Raw genomic sequence first — 19,865 nt, 5'->3', positions numbered from 1 at the left:
AGCTCGTCCTATGCTCGCCCTCGGCAAACTGCTTGAACTGACCCTGGCGGGTCGTGAACCCGCAGCAAAGACTCAACTGACCGTCGACGGCGTGCGTTTGCGCTGGCTGGCCGAAGGGGCGCTGGAAGTCCGGCCCCCCGACGCGAAGGACAATGGCACTGACCTGCTGCTGTCTGCGGGCATTCATGGCAACGAAACAGCCCCTATCGAATTGCTGGATGAGCTGATTCACGCCATCGCCCGGGGCGAACTCAAGCCTCGGGCGCGCATTCTGTTTCTGTTCGGCAACCCCGAAGCGATGCGTCGCGGCGCGCGCTATATCGAGCAGGACGTCAATCGGCTGTTCAATGGCCGTCACGAACAAACCGAAGGCAATGAGGCGCTGCGGGCCTGCGAGCTGGAACGTCTGGCCGCGAGCTTTTTCAGCCTGCCTGATCGTTACCGACTGCATTACGACCTGCACACGGCAATTCGTGGCTCGAAGATCGAACAGTTCGCGCTTTACCCGTGGAAGGAGGGGCGCCAGCATTCACGCCGTGAACTGGTGCGCTTGCACAAGGCGGGCATGGAAGCGGTGTTGTTGCAGAACAAGCCGTCCATCGTGTTCAGCGCCTACACCTACGACAAGCTTGGGGCCGAGGCTTTCACGCTGGAGTTGGGCAAGGCGCGGCCGTTCGGGCAAAACCAGCAGGTCAACCTCGTGCCGTTGAAGGCAACGCTTGAGCAACTGATCAAGGGCTCAGAGCCTCTGGTGGGCGATCAGATCGATGGCTTGAAACTGTTCAGCGTGGCGCGGGAAGTCATCAAGCGCAGCGATGCGTTTCGTCTGCACCTGCCGGACGACATCGAGAACTTCACCCAGCTGGATAAAGGCTTTCTGTTGGCCGAGGACGCGTCAAATTCACGCTGGGTGGTCGAAGAAGAGGGCGCCCGCATCATCTTCCCGAATCCGAAGGTCAAGAACGGTTTGCGTGCCGGGATTCTGATCGTGCCGACGACGGATGAGCAGTTGGGCTGAAGTGGGCCTCTGTAGGAGTGAGCTTGCTCGCGATTACGGTGTGTCAGGCGCCTGAAATGTCACCGATAAACCGCATCGCGAGCAAGCTCACTCCTACAAGGAAGAGCGGCGTTTGGGAGCGCCGAATTCCAATCAACCCACCGCTTTCTGCGATTCACCCAAACGACGCACCGCACGCAGCTTCGCCAGGGTGTCCGCGCAGGTCTTCGCCGCTTCCTGGCCTTTGTGCACGAAGTGGTTGAAGAAATAGTTGTGGTGCTCTTCGCCCGCGTGGAAGTGATGCGGGGTCAGGACCACCGAGAACACCGGCACTTCGGTTTCCAGTTGAACCTGCATCAATGCAGAGATGACCGACTGAGCCACGAACTCATGACGGTAGATCCCGCCATCGACCACCAGGCCAGCGGCCACGATGCCGCCGTAGCGACCGCTGTTGGCCAGCAGTTTGGCGTGCAGGGGAATTTCAAAAGCGCCGCCGACTTCGAAGAAATCGATATCGCTCTCGGCATAGCCGTGGTTGGCCATTTCAGCGACAAAGCCTTTACGCGCCTGATCGACAATATCTTTGTGCCAGCAAGCTTGAATGAAAGCGATGCGCTCGTGAGCGTGGATAGCGGTAGGTTGCATGTGTTCTGACTCCTGTTTAATTAAAAAACAGGGCACTTTGGATCGAAGGGGATGCCAGGGTACGGGTCGTCAGCGGTCCGGGCAAAATGCTCACGTGACAATGCTGCGAGACGATCCTGTGGTGCCTATCCCGTTCTCTCTTCATCCGGACTATGACCGTCGGCCCCGGAATCACACCGGGTCTGCTGACCTCGCAACGCGAGCGCTCGCGGGCTAGACGCTTTGCGCGCCATTACCGCCGGTGGGGAATCGCACCCCGCCCTGAGAACGTTGCCGACGGCATAATTCGTCGGCGTGCAGTTTGTAACACAGATTTTCAGAATGTGCATGGAGCCTTTTTGATGGTTTTCATCAGCTTTTCTTATAAGCCCATCTTGGCATCGCGGCCCGAAGCCTTGATTATCTGAGGTCCCGGCCTCAAGACTGGGGTTCGAATCATCTTTCAGGGAGCTTAATCGTGACGGTTATCGATCTGCGCAGCGACACAGTGACCCAACCCACCGCAGGCATGCGTGACGCCATGGCCCGCGCGCCACTGGGCGACGACGTGTACGGCGAGGACCCGACGGTCAACAAACTGGAGTCGTGGCTGGCGGAGCGTCTGGGCTTCGCGGCGGCGCTGTTCGTTCCTACCGGCACCATGAGCAACCTGCTCGGCCTGATGGCGCACTGCGAGCGCGGCGATGAATACATCGTTGGGCAGCAGGCGCACACCTACAAATACGAAGGGGGCGGCGCGGCGGTGTTGGGCTCGATTCAGCCTCAGCCGCTGGACAACCAGGCCGACGGCTCGCTGGACCTCGATCAGGTGGTGGCCGCGATCAAGGCCGACGATTTCCATTTCGCACGCACCCGCCTGCTGGCCCTGGAAAACACCATGCAGGGCAAGGTGCTCCCGCTGGAGTATCTGGCGGCGGCCCGCAAGTTGACCCGCGAAAAGGGCCTGGCCCTGCATCTGGATGGCGCACGTCTTTACAACGCCGCCGTCAAGCTGGGCGTGGAAGCCCGAGAAATCACCCAGCATTTCGATTCGGTGTCGGTTTGCCTGTCCAAAGGCCTCGGCGCGCCGATTGGCTCAGTGCTGTGTGGCTCTGCAGAGTTCATCGCCAAGGCACGCCGGTTACGCAAGATGGTCGGCGGCGGCATGCGTCAAGCCGGATCGATTGCAGCGGCAGGCCTGTACGCGCTGGAGCATCAGGTCGAGCGTCTGGCCGACGACCACGCCAACGCGGCGTTTCTCGGCAAGGCGCTGAGCGAACTGGGTTTCGAGGTCGAGCCCGTGCAAACCAACATGGTCTACGTGCACATCGGCGACCGTGCCGAACGTTTCAAAGCCTTTTGTGCCGAGCGAGGTATTGTCCTCAGTGCTGCCCCGCGTTTGCGCATGGTCACGCACCTTGACGCCTCGGCGGCGCAAATGGAGCAGGTGGTCGCCGCGTTTGCCGAATTCGGTAGCCGCTAACCGACCGATAATCCAATTGGCGGCATCTATCGTACAAAGACGCTGTACCGTGGCAGTAACGCCTATATAATGCGGCCCTTTGCCGTCGTTTCGTCGAATGACGTTATGCAGTTGGCTCCGGCCGTAGTTCCCGTGGAAGAACCTATGAAAAGCGCAGAAATCCGTGAAGCCTTCCTTCGCTTCTTCGAAGAGCAAGGCCACACCCGAGTAGCCTCCAGCTCCTTGATTCCGGGCAACGACCCGACCCTGCTGTTCACCAACGCAGGCATGAACCAGTTCAAGGATTGCTTCCTGGGCCAGGAAAAACGGGCCTATACCCGTGCCGTCAGTAGCCAGAAGTGCGTGCGCGCCGGTGGCAAACACAACGACCTGGAAAACGTCGGGTACACCGCACGTCACCACACTTTCTTCGAAATGCTGGGTAACTTCAGCTTCGGCGACTACTTCAAGCGCGATGCGATCACCTTCGCCTGGACCTTCCTGACCGGCGTGTTGAAACTGCCGAAGGACAAGCTCTGGGTCACGGTCTACGCGACCGATGATGAAGCCTATGACATCTGGACCAAGGAAGTCGGCGTGCCGGCCGAGCGCATGGTTCGCATCGGCGACAACAAAGGCGCGCCTTACGCGTCTGACAACTTCTGGACCATGGGCGATACCGGCCCGTGCGGTCCTTGCACCGAGATCTTCTACGACCACGGCGCCGACATCTGGGGTGGCCCGCCGGGCTCGCCGGAAGAAGACGGCGACCGTTACATCGAGATCTGGAACAACGTCTTCATGCAGTTCAACCGCACTGCCGATGGCGTGCTGCACCCGCTGCCAGCGCCGTCGGTCGACACCGGCATGGGCCTGGAGCGGATCAGCGCCGTCCTGCAACACGTGCATTCGAACTACGAGATCGACCTGTTCCAGAGCCTGCTCGCCGCTGCCGCTCAGGCCATCGGTTGCACCAACGACGCCCAGCCTTCGCTGAAAGTCGTGGCTGACCACATCCGGTCCTGCGGCTTCCTGATCGCTGACGGCGTGCTCCCGTCCAACGAAGGCCGTGGCTACGTGCTGCGCCGCATCATTCGTCGCGCCTGCCGTCACGGCAACAAGCTGGGCGCCAAGGGCAGCTTCTTCTACCAGATCGTGGCTGCGTTGGTCGCCGAAATGGGCGAAGCCTTCCCTGAGCTGAAATCCCAACAGGCGCACATCGAGCGCGTACTGAAAGCGGAAGAAGAGCAATTCGCCAAGACCCTGGAGCAGGGCCTGAAAATCCTCGAACAGGACCTGGCCGAGCTGAAAGGCACGGTCGTGCCGGGCGACGTCGTGTTCAAGCTGTACGACACTTACGGCTTCCCGATGGACCTGACTGGCGACATCGCCCGTGAACGCAACCTGACCCTCGACGAAGCCGGTTTCGAACGCGAGATGGACGCCCAGCGTGAGCGCGCCCGTTCGGCCAGCGCTTTCGGCATGGACTACAACAGCCTGGTCAAGGTCGATGTGCCAACCGCGTTCACCGGTTATTCGGCCACTGCGGGCGACGCCAAGGTCGTGGCCATCTACAAAGAAGGCCAGTCGGTTCAGCAGTTGAACGAAGGCGAAGAAGGCGTCGTGATTCTCGATCAGACCCCATTCTACGCCGAGTCCGGCGGCCAGATCGGCGACAGCGGTTACCTGACCGCCAATGGCATCCGTTTCGACGTGAGCGACACCACCAAGACCGGCGGCGCGTTCCTGCACCACGGTGTGCAAGTGTCGGGCAGCCTGACCGTCGGCACCACGCTGAGCACCCAAGTGGCCGCCGAAGTGCGTCAAGCCACCTCCCTGAACCACTCGGCCACGCACTTGCTGCATGCTGCGCTGCGTCAGGTGTTGGGCGATCACGTCCAGCAGAAAGGCTCGCTGGTTGACAGTCAGCGCCTGCGCTTCGACTTCAGCCACTTCGAAGCCATCAAGCCTGAGCAGATCAAGGCGCTGGAAGACATCGTCAACGCCGAGGTTCGCAAGAACACCGCCGTTGAGACCGAAGAGACCGACATCGAAACCGCCAAGAAGAAGGGCGCCATGGCGCTGTTCGGCGAGAAGTACGGCGACAGCGTTCGCGTGCTGAGCATGGGCGGTGATTTCTCCGTCGAGCTGTGCGGCGGGATTCACGCCAACCGCACCGGCGACATCGCACTGTTCAAGATCATCAGCGAAGGCGGCGTGGCTTCGGGTGTGCGTCGTATCGAAGCGGTCACCGGCGCTGTGGCGCTGGCGTACCTGAACACCGCTGAAGAGCAATTGAAGGAAGCCGCGAACCTGGTCAAAGGCAATCGCGACAACCTGCTGGACAAACTGACGGCTGTGCTGGAGCGCAACCGTCTGCTGGAAAAACAGCTGGAACAACTGCAGGCCAAGGCGGCCAGCGCGGCGGGCGACGATCTGTCGGCGTCAGCGGTGGACGTCAAGGGCGCCAAGGTCCTCGCTGCCCGTCTCGATGGTCAGGATGGTAAAGCGCTGCTGGCGCTGGTGGATCAGTTGAAGAACAAACTCGGTCGCGCAGTGATCCTGCTCGGCGGTGTGCATGAAGACAAGGTCGTGCTGGTGGCGGGTGTCACCAAGGACCTGACTGGCCAACTCAAAGCCGGTGATTTGATGAAGCAAGCGGCTGCCGCTGTTGGCGGTAAAGGCGGCGGTCGTCCTGACATGGCACAAGGTGGCGGCGTTGATGCTGCCGGGCTGGACGCGGCGCTCGCGCTGGCGGTTCCGTTCGCCGAACAGGGAATTTAAGTCGACCCACCGCCCTTTTCTCTATAACGAAGAGGGCGGCGCTACGCGGTTTGAATGTTTAACGGGGGCCCGTCATGGGCTGAGGCGGCTTTGAGATGGCTTTAATCGTACAAAAATTTGGCGGCACCTCCGTGGGCTCGATCGAGCGCATCGAGCAGGTGGCCGACAAAATCAAGAAATTCCGCGAGGAGGGTGATGATCTGGTGGTGGTGCTGTCCGCGATGAGCGGCGAAACCAATCGCCTGATCGACCTCGCCAAGCAGATCAGCGACCAGCCGGTTCCGCGTGAGCTGGATGTCATTGTTTCCACCGGTGAGCAGGTGACGATTGCCTTGCTGGCCATGGCGCTGATCAAGCGTGGGGTGCCGGCGGTGTCCTACACCGGTAATCAGGTGCGCATCCTTACCGACAACGCGCACAACAAGGCGCGTATTCTGCAGATCGACGATCAGAAAATTCGTGCTGATCTGAAAGAAGGTCGCGTTGTCGTCGTCGCCGGTTTTCAGGGCGTCGACGAAAACGGCAACATCACGACCTTGGGTCGCGGTGGTTCGGACACCACGGGTGTGGCGTTGGCTGCTGCGTTGAAGGCCGATGAGTGTCAGATTTACACCGACGTCGATGGTGTTTACACCACTGACCCGCGTGTGGTGCCTCAGGCACAGCGTCTGGAAAAGATTACCTTTGAAGAAATGCTGGAAATGGCCAGCCTGGGCTCCAAGGTGTTGCAGATCCGCTCGGTGGAGTTCGCCGGCAAGTACAACGTTCCGCTGCGCGTGCTGCACAGCTTCAAGGAGGGTCCGGGTACCCTCATTACCATCGATGAAGAGGAATCCATGGAACAGCCGATCATTTCGGGCATCGCCTTCAACCGTGACGAAGCCAAGCTGACAATCCGTGGCGTGCCAGACACCCCGGGTGTTGCCTTCAAGATCCTCGGTCCGATCAGCGCCGCGAACATCGAAGTCGACATGATCGTGCAGAATGTTGCGCACGATAACACCACCGACTTCACCTTCACCGTGCACCGCAACGAGTACGAGCAGGCGCTGAGCGTCTTGCAGAATACCGCCAAGGAAATCGGCGCGCGCGAAGTGATCGGCGACACCAAGATTGCCAAGGTCTCCATCGTCGGCGTGGGCATGCGTTCCCACGCAGGCGTTGCGAGCCGCATGTTCGAAGCGCTGGCGAAGGAAACCATCAACATCCAGATGATCTCCACATCTGAAATCAAGGTATCGGTGGTCATTGAGGAGAAGTACCTGGAACTGGCGGTACGTGCGCTGCACACTGCGTTCGAACTCGACGCGCCCCGCAAGGGCGAGTAAGGGTTTCGCCGAAGGGCGCGGACGACTCCGCGCCCTTCGTGTTTCTGATGTGCGCGAGAAAGCTGTTTTTTTTCCGACGCTAGTCAATACTCACGACACTGGCCCGTTGCCTCTTCTGGTGCGGGCCAATGCCTTTATGGTTGTGCAGACTGTTGTCCCTGAATTCAGGTTGAGGAGATAGGTATGCTGATTTTGACCCGTCGGTGCGCGGAGAGCCTGATAATCGGTGACGGTGAAATCACCGTGACTGTGCTCGGCGTCAAAGGTAATCAAGTACGAATTGGGGTCAACGCGCCCAAGGAAGTGGCTGTTCACCGGGAAGAGATTTACCTGCGCATCAAGAAAGAGAAGGACCAGGAACCAAGCCATTAATTTTTATTGAATTTTTGGTTTGCAAACGGGGAAAAGGGTGGTTATTATACGCCCCGTGTTGCGGAGAGCTGGCCGAGTGGCCGAAGGCGCTCCCCTGCTAAGGGAGTACACCTCAAAAGGGTGTCGGGGGTTCGAATCCCCCGTTCTCCGCCATTATTTGCGTAGTACGTTGTAATCTGGCTTGATCGGTAAGTTGTTGAATTTACTGGAAAAAGTTCTTGACCAAAAGATTTGACGGCCTATAATGCGCGGCAACAAATGCACTCGTAGCTCAGCTGGATAGAGTACTCGGCTACGAACCGAGCGGTCACAGGTTCGAATCCTGTCGAGTGCACCATTTAAGCGTTGTTTGTAGTGATACAGGCGGCGACTTTAAGAAAGAGCCTGTCTTCAACAGGCCTTCGGAAGTACCACTCACTTCCAGAAGTAAAATGCAGTGACCAGAGGTGATCTGGTTTATCAAGCGCCATTTGCACTCGTAGCTCAGCTGGATAGAGTACTCGGCTACGAACCGAGCGGTCACAGGTTCGAATCCTGTCGAGTGCACCATAAAACGAAAAGCCCGCATGAGAATGCGGGCTTTTTGCTTTCCAGGGTTTATGTTCCTGCCCTGCCTTTTTGTCGCGTACCTTTCACGCAGCCGTGCTCATCGAACGTGACCTGCCGGCTTCGACCTTTCTTTTCTTCATACACATAACGCACCTCGGCGTTGCGACCTATGATTTTATCGGGTTTGCCGAGAAGGCTTTCCACATCCCGTTTGGTCATGCCTGTCGGCGTCTGTTGATTGATGATGGCCTTGCGGCGTTGCTCCGCGCTCAACACGTTGCCGCAACCGTCGTCTCGTTGGCCGACAATCACCAGTTCGGCGTTAGTCTGATTCTTTACTGAGCCAGCGTGTCTGGAAGGGGCCGGTTGAACGGTTCCAAGGAGCGGGCTGTGAAACTGATGTGTCGTCGGGTTTTGGCCGGTGGGGCAGCCGAGGGTTGTAAACGTGATACGTCCGTTATCGTCTTCGCAACGGTTGACTGTCGTTGCCCATGTGCAGGTGGGCGCGATCAGCAAGGCAGCAATAATGGTTTTGCGGATGTCCAACGGCATGTCGACGTCCTCCTTGACGGGTGTCAAGAAAGCCTAGCCAGATGAAATTTGCCTGGCGAGCGTGTTTTCTTCTCTTGATGTGACGTCGTAGCAATAACGACTCGGACAATGCTTAACATTGTGTTGCAAGCGCTTGTTCCGCGTTGAATTTTTAACATGAAGGCCCGGCAAGGGGTGTATGATTGCGCCCGTCAGCCCCGCCGGGGCTTGTGGAATACCTCCATGGACTTACCCAGTAGCAACTCAGAATCAAGCTGTACCAATCACGAATCGACTGATTGATCTTCCGGCGCGGTCCACTGCTGGGAGTGGAGTTCGCCTATGACCGAAATCGAAGTAAAAAAAACGCAGGAAAGCCTTCAGGATCGCCTCGCACAAGTCGTCGACCTGCTGCAACGTCAGCGCATCGTCGAAGACCTGACTCATCGCCAGGAAGGCCAGCACCAGGATCGCGTTGAGAACCTGGTCCATCGCCAAAACCTCGTTGAGCTGCAACGCAAGCTCGATGATCTGCACTCTGCCGACGTCGCCTATATTCTCGAAGCTCTTCCGGTTGAGGACCGTCTGACGGTCTGGCAACTGGTGAAGGCCGAGCGCGACGGCGACATTCTTCTTGAAGTGTCCGACTCCGTTCGTGAGACGCTGATCGCCGACATGGACGATCACGAGTTGCTCGCTGCCGCCAAGGAAATGGACGCGGACGAGCTCGCGGACCTGGCGCCCGAGCTGCCCCGGGATGTCGTCCATGAGCTGATGGAAGCCCTCGACAGCCAGCAACGCGAGCGCGTTCGTTCGGCGTTGTCCTACCATGAGGAACAGGTCGGCGCGCTGATGGACTTCGAGATGGTCACCATTCGCGAAGACGTCAGCCTCGAAGTCGTGCTGCGTTATCTGCGTCGACTGAAAGAGCTGCCGGGTCATACCGACAAACTCTTCGTGGTGGATTACGACGGCGTGCTGAAAGGCGTACTCCCCATCAAGCGCCTGTTGGTCAACGACCCTGAAAAACAAGTGTCGGACGTCATGGCCAGTGACCCGGTGAGTTTTCACCCGGACGGCGATGCTTACGAGGCGGCTCAGGCCTTCGAGCGCTACGACTTGATTTCCTCGCCGGTCGTGGACAAGAACGGCAAGCTGATTGGCCGTCTGACCATTGATGAAATGGTCGATCTGATTCGTGAAGAGAGCGAAACCGAAGTATTGAACATGGCAGGTCTGCGCGAGGAAGAAGACATCTTCGCCTCAGTGTGGCGCTCGCTGCGCAACCGCTGGTCCTGGCTGGCGGTTAACCTGATCACCGCCTTCATCGCTTCCCGCGTGATCGGCCTGTTCGAAGGCTCCATCGAGAAGCTGGTGGCGCTGGCGGCCTTGATGCCGATCGTCGCAGGCATTGGCGGTAACTCTGGCAACCAGACCATCACCATGATCGTACGCGCGATGGCGCTGGATCAGGTCAGCACGGGCAACACCTCGCGTTTGATGCGCAAGGAACTGGGCGTGGCCCTGGTCAACGGTCTGGTGTGGGGCGGGGTTATCGGTATCGTGGCCTACCTGCTTTACCACAGCTGGTCGCTGGGCGTGGTCATGACCGCAGCGATGACGTTGAACTTGCTGCTCGCGGCGTTCATGGGCGTGCTGATCCCGATGACGCTGGCCAAACTGGGACGTGACCCGGCGATGGGCTCCAGCGTGATGATCACCGCGATGACTGACAGTGGCGGCTTCTTCATCTTTCTTGGGCTGGCGACAGTGTTTTTGCTCTAAGCCAGCCTCGTAAAAAAACCGCCTTCAAGGGCGGTTTTTTTATCCTGAAATCGGCGGGCTCCCATTGATGACGCCCACAAAAAAGCCAGCTGAATGCTGGCCTTTGAGTCTCTGACGCTTCGGACTTATTCGTCGTCGGCGGTCAGGCTGGTGTCGTGAGCAATCAGCGAAACCAGAGCGTTTTGCTGGCGGTGAGCAAGTTGGCGGAAGCGCTGCAGCAGCTCACGTTCATGCAATGACAACTCTGGGCTGTCGAGACGCAGCTTAGGCTCGTCGCCCAGTGCGCCTTCTTGAATCAGGCTTTGTTCGAGACGCGCAATAATTTCAGAGTTCATGCTGCGATGGTTGTCTTTGGAGACTTCCGCAATGCGCTCGCGCATACCTTCCGGGAGACGGACAACGAACTTGTCAGCTGTGCGACTGGAATAATTGGCCTGTTTCATAGGGCTCATATATTTAACCGATTTAGTTCAAAGGGGAGGCGGTTCATGCATTTGGCCGCGAGATGTCATCGTCTGACTGTCATTTCGGCGAAATGTTCAACCTGCCAGCATAAAGGTCCGTCATCATGCATCAATACGTCGGAACCTTGGCGTCAAATCTGTGACAAATATTGAACTAGATAAAGGCGTTTAGCCAGCACCAATTATCCGAAATGCGTTCTGGTTAGCAAAGTTCCCGGATACCACTCATCCGACCGACAGCCACAGATTACGCGGGTTTCCGCAATGATGGCTATCTGTCTTCAGCGTAGAAGTGTCTGTAAGAAATTTCGAGAATGATGCCGAGAAAGAGACGAAGGGTCTTTTGGCAGTGCGCCAACGGGCGCGAGGAGAGGAGGATGTGGACTTAACGTCCGCCGTTGGCCTGACGCAATACCGGGTCGAACTTGATGCGGCGTCCCACCACCAGCGCGGCGAGGAACAGCGTGGCAAACGTACCGGCGGCCACTTTGGCGACCGTTCCAAGCGCGTCCATTGATGAAGGAAGCAGTTGATCCGCCGCGACGCCCATGATGGCGAGAATCAGAAAGGACAGTGCTGCTTTTGACATGGCTTTTCTCTGTTCAATAAACGGATTGGCAAACCCCAGTCACGCCTCGTGCGTTCAAAAGACCCAGCGTTGAGACCGATCAACCGGAATGGCTTCGTCAGTATCGTTGGCCAGCATGGCGTCAGACCTTTGCGCTGGCATGACGGCGAAGCGCGGTGTTTGCTTGACGAGGTAATGCGGTTGAGCCTGAACCGCGACGCTCTCGGTTTTGCTGCCGTCAGCCTGGAAGTGGAAAGCCACCAATGCGACCAGAGCCGCAGCATTCAACAGGGAGAGAGTCATGTTCATCTCGTTTACCTTCGTTTGGAGTTGTGTATGAAGGGGATTGCACGAGAGTGAGAATGCAGTCTGCATGCCAAGCGAATTGCAAAAATAAAACCAATGAAATCAATTGGTTATGTATTTTTTTGAAAGGGCGCAGATTGCAGTTTGCAATGATGTCATTTTGGGACATTGCAATTTGCATGACGGGCATCTGCTGTCAGCCAAATCCCCGGCGGACTACAGCCCAAAACGACAATGACGACATGACAAAACAGGGGCTTGCCGTTAACATGCACGCCGTCCCGCTGGCGCCATTCAGAGCGCCGGCCCAGTGTCTCAGTAGCTCAATTGGATAGAGCATCCCCCTCCTAAGGGGAAGGTTGGCAGTTCGAACCTGCCCTGGGACACCACACTAAAAGACACTTCTAGCTGTCTGCGTTGCCAAGCTAAGTTCGGAACGACGCATGCAAAACGCCAATGACGCTCCGTGATGCTTGTAAGGTCGTCAGTCGGATGGCTGGCGTCCTTGTATATTCCCACCATGGATTGCACCACCCCGGAGCTTCGTTACGGCAGAAGGCGCACATCCAGCCGTGTGTCCCGAATACCCGGTGCATCAACGGCTACTCTCGGTCATTAGGTGAAAGCGGCAGAGCGCTTCAGCCATAACCTTCCTCCAACGTGATCAGCGTTCCCCACCCCGGCGTGTTTCCTGCGAAACCGATTTGTGACGGCGACAGCGTTCCGAGCAGTACTTGACGTCGTCCCAGCAGCGGGCCCATTTTTTTCGCCAGGTGAATGGCAGGCCGCAGATGGCGCAGGTTTTTTGCGGTAGTTCGTTTTTCTTCACAGTGCGGCCTTCCGCAGAGGATGCTTTGGCCGAGGATACCCTGTGCCTCCGCTGTTGTTTTTTGGAGCGTACGAGACGCTGACATGGGCGTTCAATTCGGCGTGTTCCGTGCGCCGCCTTCCAAAGGCGATCACCCGCTTTCATTACTGATCGGGATCAAGCGACGCCCCAGGCACGCTTGACCCACGGTTGTCAGAGGGCGGTGCCTGCACCGGTTAACCGTTCAGGGCCAAGCGCTCGATGGCGGAGGCATCCGAGTTCAGAAAGGTGCGCGCGGATTTCAGGATCTCGTCCGACAGGGCCGTTTTACCTGTGGCGCGGGCGAGGGTCATGGCGCCCACCATCAGCGCGTATTCGACGACAGCCGCCTGGCGGTTTGCGGAGTCCTCGCGGGGTGACTTACCGGGTTCGAGGGTCGACATGTACGCCTCCATCAAGGTCTGAAGGCCCTTGACGTAAGTCTGATGAAGCTCTGAAGGTCTGCCTTCGTGGGCAATGTCACCCGAAAACGCCACCACCGGGCAGGTCTCGGCGGCGTTGTCCCGTTTGGAGGGCGCGAGGTAGTGATCAATGATCGCCTTGCGGGCTGTTCGTTTTTTGCGATGCGCGGCGATTTTCTCTTTCCAGGCGTTGGCAGATTGCTCGAACGCATGTACGCAGGCTTCGTTCGCCAAGGCTTCCTTGGACTCGAAATGCCCGTAAAACCCGCCATGGGTCAGCCCCGCCTCATGCATGATTTCTGCCACGCTCACGCCGTTCAAGCCACGTTCGCGATAGAGCCGGGTTGCCGTTTCCGTGATCGAAACACGGTTCAGCTCGGTTTGCTGTCTGGACACTCGCGGCATAAGGCGCCTCTTCATACGCTGAAATAGATGTGCAGCATCCTATATAAAAGCCTGATCACTGTCATGGTGAACCCGGGACGGGCCGTGTGCCTCGAAGCCCAATCGACGAACGACTGGGGCCCGGGCCGTCAGGCAGCGTGATGAATCAGGTGTCAGCGATGGAGTTTTCCAGTGTGCCGATGCCGTCGATTTCGATGCGAACCGTATCGCCTGGTTGCAGGAAGCGGGGCGGGGTGAAGCCGATGCCGACGCCGACGGGCGTTCCGGTGCTGATCACATCGCCAGGCTTGAGCTCGATGCCCGCCGACAGGCATTCGATGAGGGCGGGAATGTCGAAGATGAGCGCGCTGACGTTGGCGTCCTGCCTCAACTCTTCGTTCACCCAGCATTTGATCGAGGCGTTTTGCGGGTTGAATGCGTCGGCGGTGACGATCCACGGGCCCATGGGGCAGAACCCGTCGAGGGATTTGCCGAGGAACCATTGGCGGTGGTTTTTCTGCAGGTCACGGGCGGTGACGTCGTTGATGATGGTGTAGCCCCAAACGTGGTCGTACGCGTCTTCTTTCGAAATCCCACGCCCCCCTTTGCCAATGATGACGGCCAGTTCTGCCTCATAATCCAGTTGCCGGGTGACGCGGGTGTGCGGCGAAATGGAGTCCAGGTGCCCGATGATCGACTCCGGCGTCTTGGTGAAGATTACCGGAAATTCAGGGGCGACTTCCCCGTCCTTGGCGCTGTGATCGAATCCGGACTTGCTGAATTCTGCAGCGTGTTCGTGATAGTTCTTGCCCACGCAAAAGACGTTGCGCGTCGGCGCGAGGGGCGCCAGCACTTTCACACCCACGAGGGATCTGCCGGGACCCTGAGCGCCAAGCCCGGCAGCAGCTTGTTCCCAATTCGCGATCAACTCGTCAAGGCTGCCGGCGAAGCGGCCCTGAAGTTCGTTCAACGGCCAGAACACCCCGTTTACATCGTCGATCAGTGCGGGTGTCGGGCGGTTGTCTTCAGCTAAGACGTTGGCAAATTTCATCGTCGATCCTCAGGGGGGTTGGTTTTTTTTCTGGCGTAAGCGCCCGCGTTCACGCAAGTGTCTCTCAGGCTTGTCAGCGGAAAATACATGATGTAAAACATCTATTCAATAAATGTTGAGAGACATTTATTTTGCGCGAAACGCCGGTTTCGGCAGCGTGCAACACGTCCAGCCCTTTCACGCCAATAACAGGAAATGCCATGCCACTTGCCAGAATAGATGTTGCTGCAGAGACCTCTGCCGAAACCGTCAAAATCATTGGGGACGTCATTTATGAAGCGATGACCACCACCGCCAATGTGCCGGCGAACGACCGTTTTCAGGTCGTCAATCGCCATGGGAAGGACGAGTTGATTTACCCGGCTGACGGTTATCTGGGCGTGACTTACACGCCGAAGATCGTCTTCATCCAGGTCACCTGGAACGCGGGCCGGTCCATCGAGGTAAAAAAGGCGTTCTACAACGCGGTCGCCGAAGGCATCCATGAACGTGCGGGCATTCGCAAGGAAGACGTCTGGATCAGCCTGATCGATGTTCAGCGTGAAGACTGGTCGTTCGGTAACGGCGAGATGCAATACGCCCCGATAGCGTGATTTCGTTGGTGGTCAGCCATGGCGCGGCCTTGTACCGCGCCATTTTTTTTGGAAAGAAAAAGCGGCGCTCCGCTGGAAAACCGCCACGGGCGAGCGCTTCGACGCGCGGTTGTCGATGCGAGATGCGTCAGTGGGAGAGGTCGATCATCTGCGATTCAGTGATGCGTTTGATGGCTTGCGGGGATTGGTTGAACGCGCGCAAGAACGACCGCCTCATGCGCTCTCGGTCGCCGAAGCCGCAGTCCCGGGCAATGATGTCGAGGGAATAACGCCCCTCTTCCATCATGATGCGGGCGGCTTCGACGCGCAGATGCTCGATGGCCTTGGCCGGAGATTGCCCGGTTTCCTCCCGGAAAAGCCGGCTGAATTGTCGCGGGCTCAGGTGAGCGATTTCTGCGAGCTTTTCGACCGACAATTCGGCCGCGAGGTTTTCTTTCGCGTAGATCAGCGCGGTCTGAATGCGGTCGGTTTTCGGGTCCAGTTCCAGCAGCATTGAAAACTGCGACTGGCCCCCGGACCGACGATGGTGAACGACCATTTTCCTGGCGACGTTCCTGGCCAGCGTGGTGCCCAGATCCTTCTCAACGATGGCCAGCGCCAGATCGATGCCCGCCGTCATGCCGGCCGATGTCCAGACGGCACCATCGATCACGAATATCCGGTCTTCTTCGAGTTGAACGTCTGGAAAGGTGGAGCGAAAGGCCCGGGCGTGAGCCCAATGGGTCGTGGCGCGACGTCCATCCAGCAGCCCCGCCTGCGCGACGACGAACGCACCGGTGCACACCGCCGTGAATGCGTCTGGTGGTCGCTACCGACGCTCGCAGAAAATCCACCAACCCTTCGGAAACGGCGTCGATGTGGTTATTGCCGATGACGATCAGCGTGTCGTACCGGGCGTCTTTGAAGGACGAGGTTTCCATCCCGAAACCCAGCGAAGACCGGACGATGCCACCGTGTTCAGACACCACTGCCAGCTCGTAAGAGGGGCCATTCATGTCATTCGCCGTTTCGAAGACCGCAGAGACAGCGAGGCCCAATACCTGAAAGCCAGGGTAGATCACCAGCCCGACACGGATCATCGTGCGCTCCTTGGGTAAGACATATTGAGTGTCATAAAAGGTTGTATGTGCAACTTGCGGACATGCTTGCACGGTTTTCAGACCCGTGTCATCTGCCGTTAAAGCGTCGTGATGTGCCTCAATATTCTTGTCCTAAAAAGTTGGATATATGACATTTGAGCATTTTGCGGGGCACCGTAGTCTCTCCTGACCGACTGTCTCGGCCTCACCTTTTCTGGAGAAACACGATGAACACTGCATCTTCCAAAGGCACCGCATTGATCACAGGCGCTTCCGCGGGTATCGGCGCTGTCTACGCGGATCGTCTGGCCAAGCGTGGCTATGACCTGATTCTGGTGGCGCGCAACGGGGACCGGCTGAAAGACCTGGCGGCCCGGCTCGCCGCTGAAACGGGCCGCTCCATCGAGACGCTGGTGGCAGATCTGGGCGACAAACGTTCGCTCAAACAGGTGGAGAACGTGCTGCGCGAGGACGCCCGTATCACGATGCTGGTCAACAATGCCGGTGTTGGCTCCGTCGCTTCGATCCTTAACGACGACGCCGACGAGATGGAGGCGATGATCGCGCTGAACATCACGGCGCTCACCCGGCTGACGTACGCAGTCGCCCCGGCGTTCGTCGCTCGGGGAGCGGGCACCATCGTCAACCTGTCCTCAGTGGTCGGCATCGCCGTCGAGATGCTCAACGGCGTGTACAGCGCGTCGAAATCCTATGTGCTGAGCTTCGGTCACACGCTGCAACGGGACTTGGGCGACAAGGGCGTTCGCATCCAGAGTGTATTGCCGGGTGCGACTGCCACCGATTTCTGGGACGTCGCCGGTTACGCCCCGCAGAAGACCGGGGTCAACACCATGACCGCTGCCGATCTGGTCGACGCCGCGCTGGCGGGGCTGGATCAGGGCGAGTGGGTCACCATTCCCGGGCTGCATGAGCCTGAAGCGTGGGAGCAGTGGGAAGCGGGGCGTCGCACGATCTCGAAGAAATTCAGTAACGCAAAACCGGCGGCCCGTTACGGCGTTTGATCCAACCGCGTCTGCCTTGGCGAATCAGGGAGGCAGCAACAGGAAGGTCACTAGGCGGTGATGGCACGCGGGTGCAGGTGCCGCCCGTCACAGCCTATGGAAGATGTAGTCCGCCGAGCTGTCATCGCTCAGAACGATGTCCGACGCGAGCAACTGCTGGCGCAAGTCCGGCTGATCCACTCGCACTGACCATGCCTTACCTGCGGGCTCGTGCGCGCCCGCGTCGCAAGCATTGATGGCCGCTATCAACGCCTGGCGATCGGGCTGATAAATCGCCATCGCGTTATTTTTCCAGGCGACCGTCGTGAGCCCCATGTATTCGCAAATATTAATCTTGGCTCGCGCGTCATCTCGGTCCGCTTGCCGTGACTGCTCCACTTGATGGGCCAGTGTCGGGTCGATAATGCGATCAGTGAACATGACCTCGCCGGTCTGCCAGGTCTCTGGCGGGCACCCTTTGTTTTCGGGCTGAAGGGGGATGAACGGGTTGATCTCCATCGGGTATATCCGACAGACCAGCGGACGCGCGTCGTAGATGCCGCAACGGTCGTCGGCCCCCAGGTTGGGGCAGCGGTCCAGGGCATTGGCCGTGAACACGGCAATGACCTGAATCCGCGCATCGCCGCTGCCAACTTCCGCCGCTCGCCGAACGCTGTGAGCGAACTGCTGAGGGTCGGAGGTCCAGGTCGCTTCGTTGAAGGCTTCCAGCACGATAGCGACGTCGTGACCACGGGCGAGCCATTGACGTGCTTCATTCAGCGTCAGTGGGATCAAGCGACTTTTGCAGCAGGCACCGCAGCCATTGCACGCAAAGCGAATTGAAGTGTTCGACACGCGAGATCACTCGATGTACGGGGAAGGTTAGCTGTGGCCGCACAGAATGCGCAGAGCGCCTTGAAACAGCAAGTCTAAAAGGATGAAATTTGCCTGTCAGCGGACAAATGAGCGATGCCTTTGACCTGTCCGTCACGCACAAAAAAGCCACGGGTTTTGAGGCCCGTGGCTTTTTATTGCAACCATTTCAACGTGGCGAAGATTACAGCGCCATGTCGTTCGCAGGCTTGCTTTCAGTCGGTTTGCTCGGCTCGGTGCTCGTGCCGACGCTCTGGTCGATCACCGGCGGCTTGTCCAGTTGCAGGACTTCGGCGGTGTAGTTCCACTCTTGCTGCACGGCAGCCGGTGAGTCGTTCAGCTTGGTGCCGTAGCTCGGCACGATCTGGCGGATCTTCGCTTGCCATTCAGGCGTCGCGACTTTGTCCTTGAAGACCTTTTCCATCACGTTGAGCATGATCGGCGCGGCGGTCGAGGCACCAGGCGATGCGCCCAGCAGTGCGGCGATGCTGCCGTCCTGTGAGGACACGACTTCGGTACCCAGTTTCAGCACGCCGCCTTTCTCGGCATCACGCTTGATGATCTGCACGCGCTGACCGGCTTGCCACAGACGCCAGTCTTCTTTCTTGGCGTGCGGGAAGTATTCCTGCAAGGCCTTGAAGCGATCGTCGTCGGACAGCATCAGTTGGCCGGCGAGGTACTCCACCAGTGGGTACTGCTCGATGCCCACTTTGGTCATCGGCCAGAAGTTGTGGGTGGTCATGCTGCTGAACAGGTCCAGGTACGAACCTTCTTTCAGGAACTTGGTGGAGAAGGTCGCGAACGGGCCAAACAGGATCACGCGCTTGCCGTCGAGCACGCGGGTGTCCAGGTGCGGAACCGACATGGGCGGCGCGCCGGTGGAGGCGATGCCGTAGGCCTTGGCCATGTGTTGCAGGGCAACGTCCTGATTCTCGGTGACCAGGAACGAACCGCCGACCGGGAAGCCTGCGTAGTCACGGCCTTCCGGAATGCCGGATTTCTGCAACAGCTTCAGTGCGCCGCCGCCTGCGCCGATAAACAGGAACTTGGCGTCGGTCGCGCTGCTGGTGCCGTCCTTCAGATTCTTGTACTCGACGTGCCAGCTGCCATCGGCATTGCGGGTGATGTCGTTGACTTCGCTCGACAGCTTCAAGTTGAAGTTGGGGCGAGTCTGGAGCGCCGAGACGTACTGACGGGTGACTTCACCCCAGTTGACGTCGGTGCCGATCGGCGTCCAGGTGGTGGCCAGCTTCTGGCTCGGGTCACGCCCTTCCATCATCAGCGGGACCCACTTGGCGATCTGCGCGTGGTCTTCGGAGAACTGCATCGGGCGGAACAGCGGGCTCGCCTGCAGGGCTTCGTAACGCTTTTTCAGGAACTTGATGTTGTCATCGCCCCACACGAAGCTCATGTGCGGTGTGGAGTTGATGAACGAATGCGGGTTTTTCAAAACGCTCTGGCGGACCTGCCAGGCCAGGAACTGACGGGTCACCTGGAAGGCTTCGTTGATCTCGATGGCCTTGGAGATGTTGACCTTGCCGTCTTTGTCTTCCGGCGTGTAGTTCAGCTCGGCGAGACCGGAGTGGCCGGTACCGGCGTTGTTCCAGCCGTTGGAGCTTTCTTCGGCGACTTTGTCCAGACGCTCGACCATTTCCATGGTCCAGCCTGGCTCCAGCTCGTTGAGCCAGACGCCCAGAGTCGAGCTCATGATGCCGCCGCCGATCAGCAGCACGTCCACTTTTTTGCTTTCTGCGGCGTGTGCCTGAAGCATACCCACCGAAATCGCCAGACCCAGCAGGGCCTTGCCTGTCGTTTTGATCATTGCACGCAATCCAATTGAAA

Annotated in this window: 18 protein-coding genes, 4 tRNA genes, 1 pseudogene and 1 riboswitch; of the genes and pseudogenes, 12 read left to right on the top strand and 11 right to left on the bottom strand. The window is 58.5% G+C overall.

Features of this window, described 5'->3' with window-relative positions:
- Nucleotides 1–10 precede the first annotated feature (10 nt).
- The gene (astE, locus tag GVN17_RS00640; RefSeq protein ID WP_166593294.1) at nucleotides 11–1,018 is read left to right on the top strand and encodes a succinylglutamate desuccinylase; all 1,008 of its coding nucleotides are present in this window, start codon (nucleotides 11–13) and stop codon (nucleotides 1,016–1,018) included.
- Nucleotides 1,019–1,150: 132 nt separating this feature from the next.
- On the opposite strand, the gene GVN17_RS00635 is transcribed toward astE, so the two are convergent.
- The gene (locus GVN17_RS00635; protein WP_166593293.1) at nucleotides 1,151–1,645 is read right to left on the bottom strand and encodes a 6,7-dimethyl-8-ribityllumazine synthase; all 495 of its coding nucleotides are present in this window, start codon (nucleotides 1,643–1,645) and stop codon (nucleotides 1,151–1,153) included.
- A 128-nt stretch (nucleotides 1,646–1,773) separates the two neighbouring features.
- A riboswitch (FMN riboswitch) is annotated at nucleotides 1,774–1,918 on the bottom strand.
- A 184-nt stretch (nucleotides 1,919–2,102) separates the two neighbouring features.
- On the opposite strand from GVN17_RS00635, the gene ltaE reads away from it, so the two are divergent.
- The 7 genes from ltaE (at nucleotide 2,103) to GVN17_RS00600 (ending at nucleotide 8,119) form a co-directional block, all read left to right on the top strand.
- On the top strand, nucleotides 2,103–3,107 hold the full coding sequence (gene ltaE / locus GVN17_RS00630) for a low-specificity L-threonine aldolase (protein WP_166593292.1): 1,005 nt from the start codon (nucleotides 2,103–2,105) through the stop codon (nucleotides 3,105–3,107).
- A 144-nt stretch (nucleotides 3,108–3,251) separates the two neighbouring features.
- The gene (gene alaS, locus GVN17_RS00625) at nucleotides 3,252–5,870 is read left to right on the top strand and encodes an alanine--tRNA ligase (protein ID WP_166593291.1); all 2,619 of its coding nucleotides are present in this window, start codon (nucleotides 3,252–3,254) and stop codon (nucleotides 5,868–5,870) included.
- A 95-nt stretch (nucleotides 5,871–5,965) separates the two neighbouring features.
- On the top strand, nucleotides 5,966–7,198 hold the full coding sequence (locus GVN17_RS00620) for an aspartate kinase (protein WP_166593290.1): 1,233 nt from the start codon (nucleotides 5,966–5,968) through the stop codon (nucleotides 7,196–7,198).
- A gap of 183 nt (nucleotides 7,199–7,381) precedes the next feature.
- Entirely contained in the window at nucleotides 7,382–7,570 is a 189-nt protein-coding gene (gene csrA, locus GVN17_RS00615; protein WP_020290522.1) for a carbon storage regulator CsrA, read from the top strand.
- Nucleotides 7,571–7,632: 62 nt separating this feature from the next.
- A tRNA-Ser gene (locus GVN17_RS00610) sits at nucleotides 7,633–7,723 on the top strand.
- 107 nt (nucleotides 7,724–7,830) lie between these two features.
- Nucleotides 7,831–7,907: transfer RNA gene (locus GVN17_RS00605), tRNA-Arg, on the top strand.
- A 135-nt stretch (nucleotides 7,908–8,042) separates the two neighbouring features.
- Nucleotides 8,043–8,119: transfer RNA gene (locus GVN17_RS00600), tRNA-Arg, on the top strand.
- A 48-nt stretch (nucleotides 8,120–8,167) separates the two neighbouring features.
- On the opposite strand, the gene GVN17_RS00595 is transcribed toward GVN17_RS00600, so the two are convergent.
- The gene (locus tag GVN17_RS00595) at nucleotides 8,168–8,671 is read right to left on the bottom strand and encodes a cell envelope protein SmpA (protein ID WP_166593289.1); all 504 of its coding nucleotides are present in this window, start codon (nucleotides 8,669–8,671) and stop codon (nucleotides 8,168–8,170) included.
- 321 nt (nucleotides 8,672–8,992) lie between these two features.
- Between GVN17_RS00595 and mgtE the strand changes: the two genes are divergently transcribed.
- Nucleotides 8,993–10,435 carry a magnesium transporter gene (gene mgtE / locus GVN17_RS00590; RefSeq protein WP_166593288.1) on the top strand — a complete coding sequence of 481 codons (1,443 nt, stop codon included), beginning with the start codon at nucleotides 8,993–8,995 and terminating at the stop codon, nucleotides 10,433–10,435.
- 125 nt (nucleotides 10,436–10,560) lie between these two features.
- Here the strand turns inward: mgtE and GVN17_RS00585 are convergent, their stop codons facing one another.
- From GVN17_RS00585 to GVN17_RS00575, 3 genes are all read right to left on the bottom strand, one after another.
- On the bottom strand, nucleotides 10,561–10,887 hold the full coding sequence (locus GVN17_RS00585) for an Arc family DNA-binding protein (protein ID WP_166593287.1): 327 nt from the start codon (nucleotides 10,885–10,887) through the stop codon (nucleotides 10,561–10,563).
- Nucleotides 10,888–11,284: 397 nt separating this feature from the next.
- A complete protein-coding gene (locus tag GVN17_RS00580) occupies nucleotides 11,285–11,488 on the bottom strand; it encodes a PA3371 family protein (protein WP_166593286.1) in 204 nt (67 codons plus the stop codon).
- 54 nt (nucleotides 11,489–11,542) lie between these two features.
- Complete coding sequence (locus GVN17_RS00575) at nucleotides 11,543–11,770, bottom strand: hypothetical protein (protein ID WP_256665030.1); 228 nt, start codon at nucleotides 11,768–11,770, stop codon at nucleotides 11,543–11,545.
- A gap of 315 nt (nucleotides 11,771–12,085) precedes the next feature.
- On the opposite strand from GVN17_RS00575, the gene GVN17_RS00570 reads away from it, so the two are divergent.
- A tRNA-Arg gene (locus tag GVN17_RS00570) sits at nucleotides 12,086–12,162 on the top strand.
- A 275-nt stretch (nucleotides 12,163–12,437) separates the two neighbouring features.
- Here the strand turns inward: GVN17_RS00570 and GVN17_RS29555 are convergent.
- The 3 genes from GVN17_RS29555 to GVN17_RS00555 form a co-directional block, all read right to left on the bottom strand.
- The gene (locus GVN17_RS29555) at nucleotides 12,438–12,602 is read right to left on the bottom strand and encodes a DUF2256 domain-containing protein (RefSeq protein ID WP_166593284.1); all 165 of its coding nucleotides are present in this window, start codon (nucleotides 12,600–12,602) and stop codon (nucleotides 12,438–12,440) included.
- A gap of 215 nt (nucleotides 12,603–12,817) precedes the next feature.
- Nucleotides 12,818–13,447: a TetR/AcrR family transcriptional regulator gene (locus GVN17_RS00560; protein WP_166593283.1), complete on the bottom strand. Its 630-nt coding sequence runs from the start codon at nucleotides 13,445–13,447 to the stop codon at nucleotides 12,818–12,820.
- Between the two features lie 145 nt (nucleotides 13,448–13,592).
- Nucleotides 13,593–14,477 (bottom strand): fumarylacetoacetate hydrolase family protein, encoded by an 885-nt coding sequence (locus GVN17_RS00555; RefSeq protein ID WP_166593282.1) that lies wholly within the window; start codon nucleotides 14,475–14,477, stop codon nucleotides 13,593–13,595.
- Nucleotides 14,478–14,677: 200 nt separating this feature from the next.
- On the opposite strand from GVN17_RS00555, the gene GVN17_RS00550 reads away from it, so the two are divergent.
- Nucleotides 14,678–15,070 (top strand): tautomerase family protein, encoded by a 393-nt coding sequence (locus GVN17_RS00550; RefSeq protein ID WP_166593281.1) that lies wholly within the window; start codon nucleotides 14,678–14,680, stop codon nucleotides 15,068–15,070.
- A 127-nt stretch (nucleotides 15,071–15,197) separates the two neighbouring features.
- Here the strand turns inward: GVN17_RS00550 and GVN17_RS00545 are convergent.
- Nucleotides 15,198–16,149: pseudogene (locus tag GVN17_RS00545) on the bottom strand (GlxA family transcriptional regulator).
- A gap of 227 nt (nucleotides 16,150–16,376) precedes the next feature.
- Between GVN17_RS00545 and GVN17_RS00540 the strand changes: the two are divergent.
- Nucleotides 16,377–17,171: an SDR family oxidoreductase gene (locus GVN17_RS00540; RefSeq protein ID WP_166593280.1), complete on the top strand. Its 795-nt coding sequence runs from the start codon at nucleotides 16,377–16,379 to the stop codon at nucleotides 17,169–17,171.
- A gap of 87 nt (nucleotides 17,172–17,258) precedes the next feature.
- Here GVN17_RS00540 and GVN17_RS00535 read toward each other — a convergent pair whose 3' ends face one another.
- Together GVN17_RS00535 and mqo are read right to left on the bottom strand one after the other, a co-directional pair.
- Nucleotides 17,259–18,005, bottom strand: coding sequence for a YkgJ family cysteine cluster protein (locus tag GVN17_RS00535; RefSeq protein ID WP_166593279.1), 747 nt, complete (start codon nucleotides 18,003–18,005; stop codon nucleotides 17,259–17,261).
- Between the two features lie 202 nt (nucleotides 18,006–18,207).
- Nucleotides 18,208–19,845 carry a malate dehydrogenase (quinone) gene (gene mqo, locus GVN17_RS00530; RefSeq protein ID WP_166593278.1) on the bottom strand — a complete coding sequence of 546 codons (1,638 nt, stop codon included), beginning with the start codon at nucleotides 19,843–19,845 and terminating at the stop codon, nucleotides 18,208–18,210.
- Nucleotides 19,846–19,865: the final 20 nt, after the last annotated feature.

The sequence above is a fragment of the Pseudomonas sp. SLFW genome (assembly GCF_009905615.1).
Taxonomy (GTDB): domain Bacteria; phylum Pseudomonadota; class Gammaproteobacteria; order Pseudomonadales; family Pseudomonadaceae; genus Aquipseudomonas; species Aquipseudomonas bambusae.
This window is presented reverse-complemented; position numbering and strand designations above follow the sequence as displayed.

Bases quoted from the DNA above. Each gene is read 5' to 3' on its own strand.
- astE (WP_166593294.1), top strand. From the start codon at position 11: ATGCTCGCCCTCGGCAAACTGCTTGAACTGACCCTGGCGGGTCGTGAA.
- GVN17_RS00635 (WP_166593293.1), bottom strand. From the start codon at position 1,645: ATGCAACCTACCGCTATCCACGCTCACGAGCGCATCGCTTTCATTCAA.
- alaS (WP_166593291.1), top strand. From the start codon at position 3,252: ATGAAAAGCGCAGAAATCCGTGAAGCCTTCCTTCGCTTCTTCGAAGAG.
- GVN17_RS00620 (WP_166593290.1), top strand. From the start codon at position 5,966: ATGGCTTTAATCGTACAAAAATTTGGCGGCACCTCCGTGGGCTCGATC.
- csrA (WP_020290522.1), top strand. From the start codon at position 7,382: ATGCTGATTTTGACCCGTCGGTGCGCGGAGAGCCTGATAATCGGTGAC.
- GVN17_RS00595 (WP_166593289.1), bottom strand. From the start codon at position 8,671: ATGCCGTTGGACATCCGCAAAACCATTATTGCTGCCTTGCTGATCGCG.
- mgtE (WP_166593288.1), top strand. From the start codon at position 8,993: ATGACCGAAATCGAAGTAAAAAAAACGCAGGAAAGCCTTCAGGATCGC.
- GVN17_RS00585 (WP_166593287.1), bottom strand. From the start codon at position 10,887: ATGAGCCCTATGAAACAGGCCAATTATTCCAGTCGCACAGCTGACAAG.
- GVN17_RS00580 (WP_166593286.1), bottom strand. From the start codon at position 11,488: ATGTCAAAAGCAGCACTGTCCTTTCTGATTCTCGCCATCATGGGCGTC.
- GVN17_RS00575 (WP_256665030.1), bottom strand. From the start codon at position 11,770: ATGACTCTCTCCCTGTTGAATGCTGCGGCTCTGGTCGCATTGGTGGCT.
- GVN17_RS00560 (WP_166593283.1), bottom strand. From the start codon at position 13,447: ATGCCGCGAGTGTCCAGACAGCAAACCGAGCTGAACCGTGTTTCGATC.
- GVN17_RS00555 (WP_166593282.1), bottom strand. From the start codon at position 14,477: ATGAAATTTGCCAACGTCTTAGCTGAAGACAACCGCCCGACACCCGCA.
- GVN17_RS00550 (WP_166593281.1), top strand. From the start codon at position 14,678: ATGCCACTTGCCAGAATAGATGTTGCTGCAGAGACCTCTGCCGAAACC.
- GVN17_RS00540 (WP_166593280.1), top strand. From the start codon at position 16,377: ATGAACACTGCATCTTCCAAAGGCACCGCATTGATCACAGGCGCTTCC.
- mqo (WP_166593278.1), bottom strand. From the start codon at position 19,845: ATGATCAAAACGACAGGCAAGGCCCTGCTGGGTCTGGCGATTTCGGTG.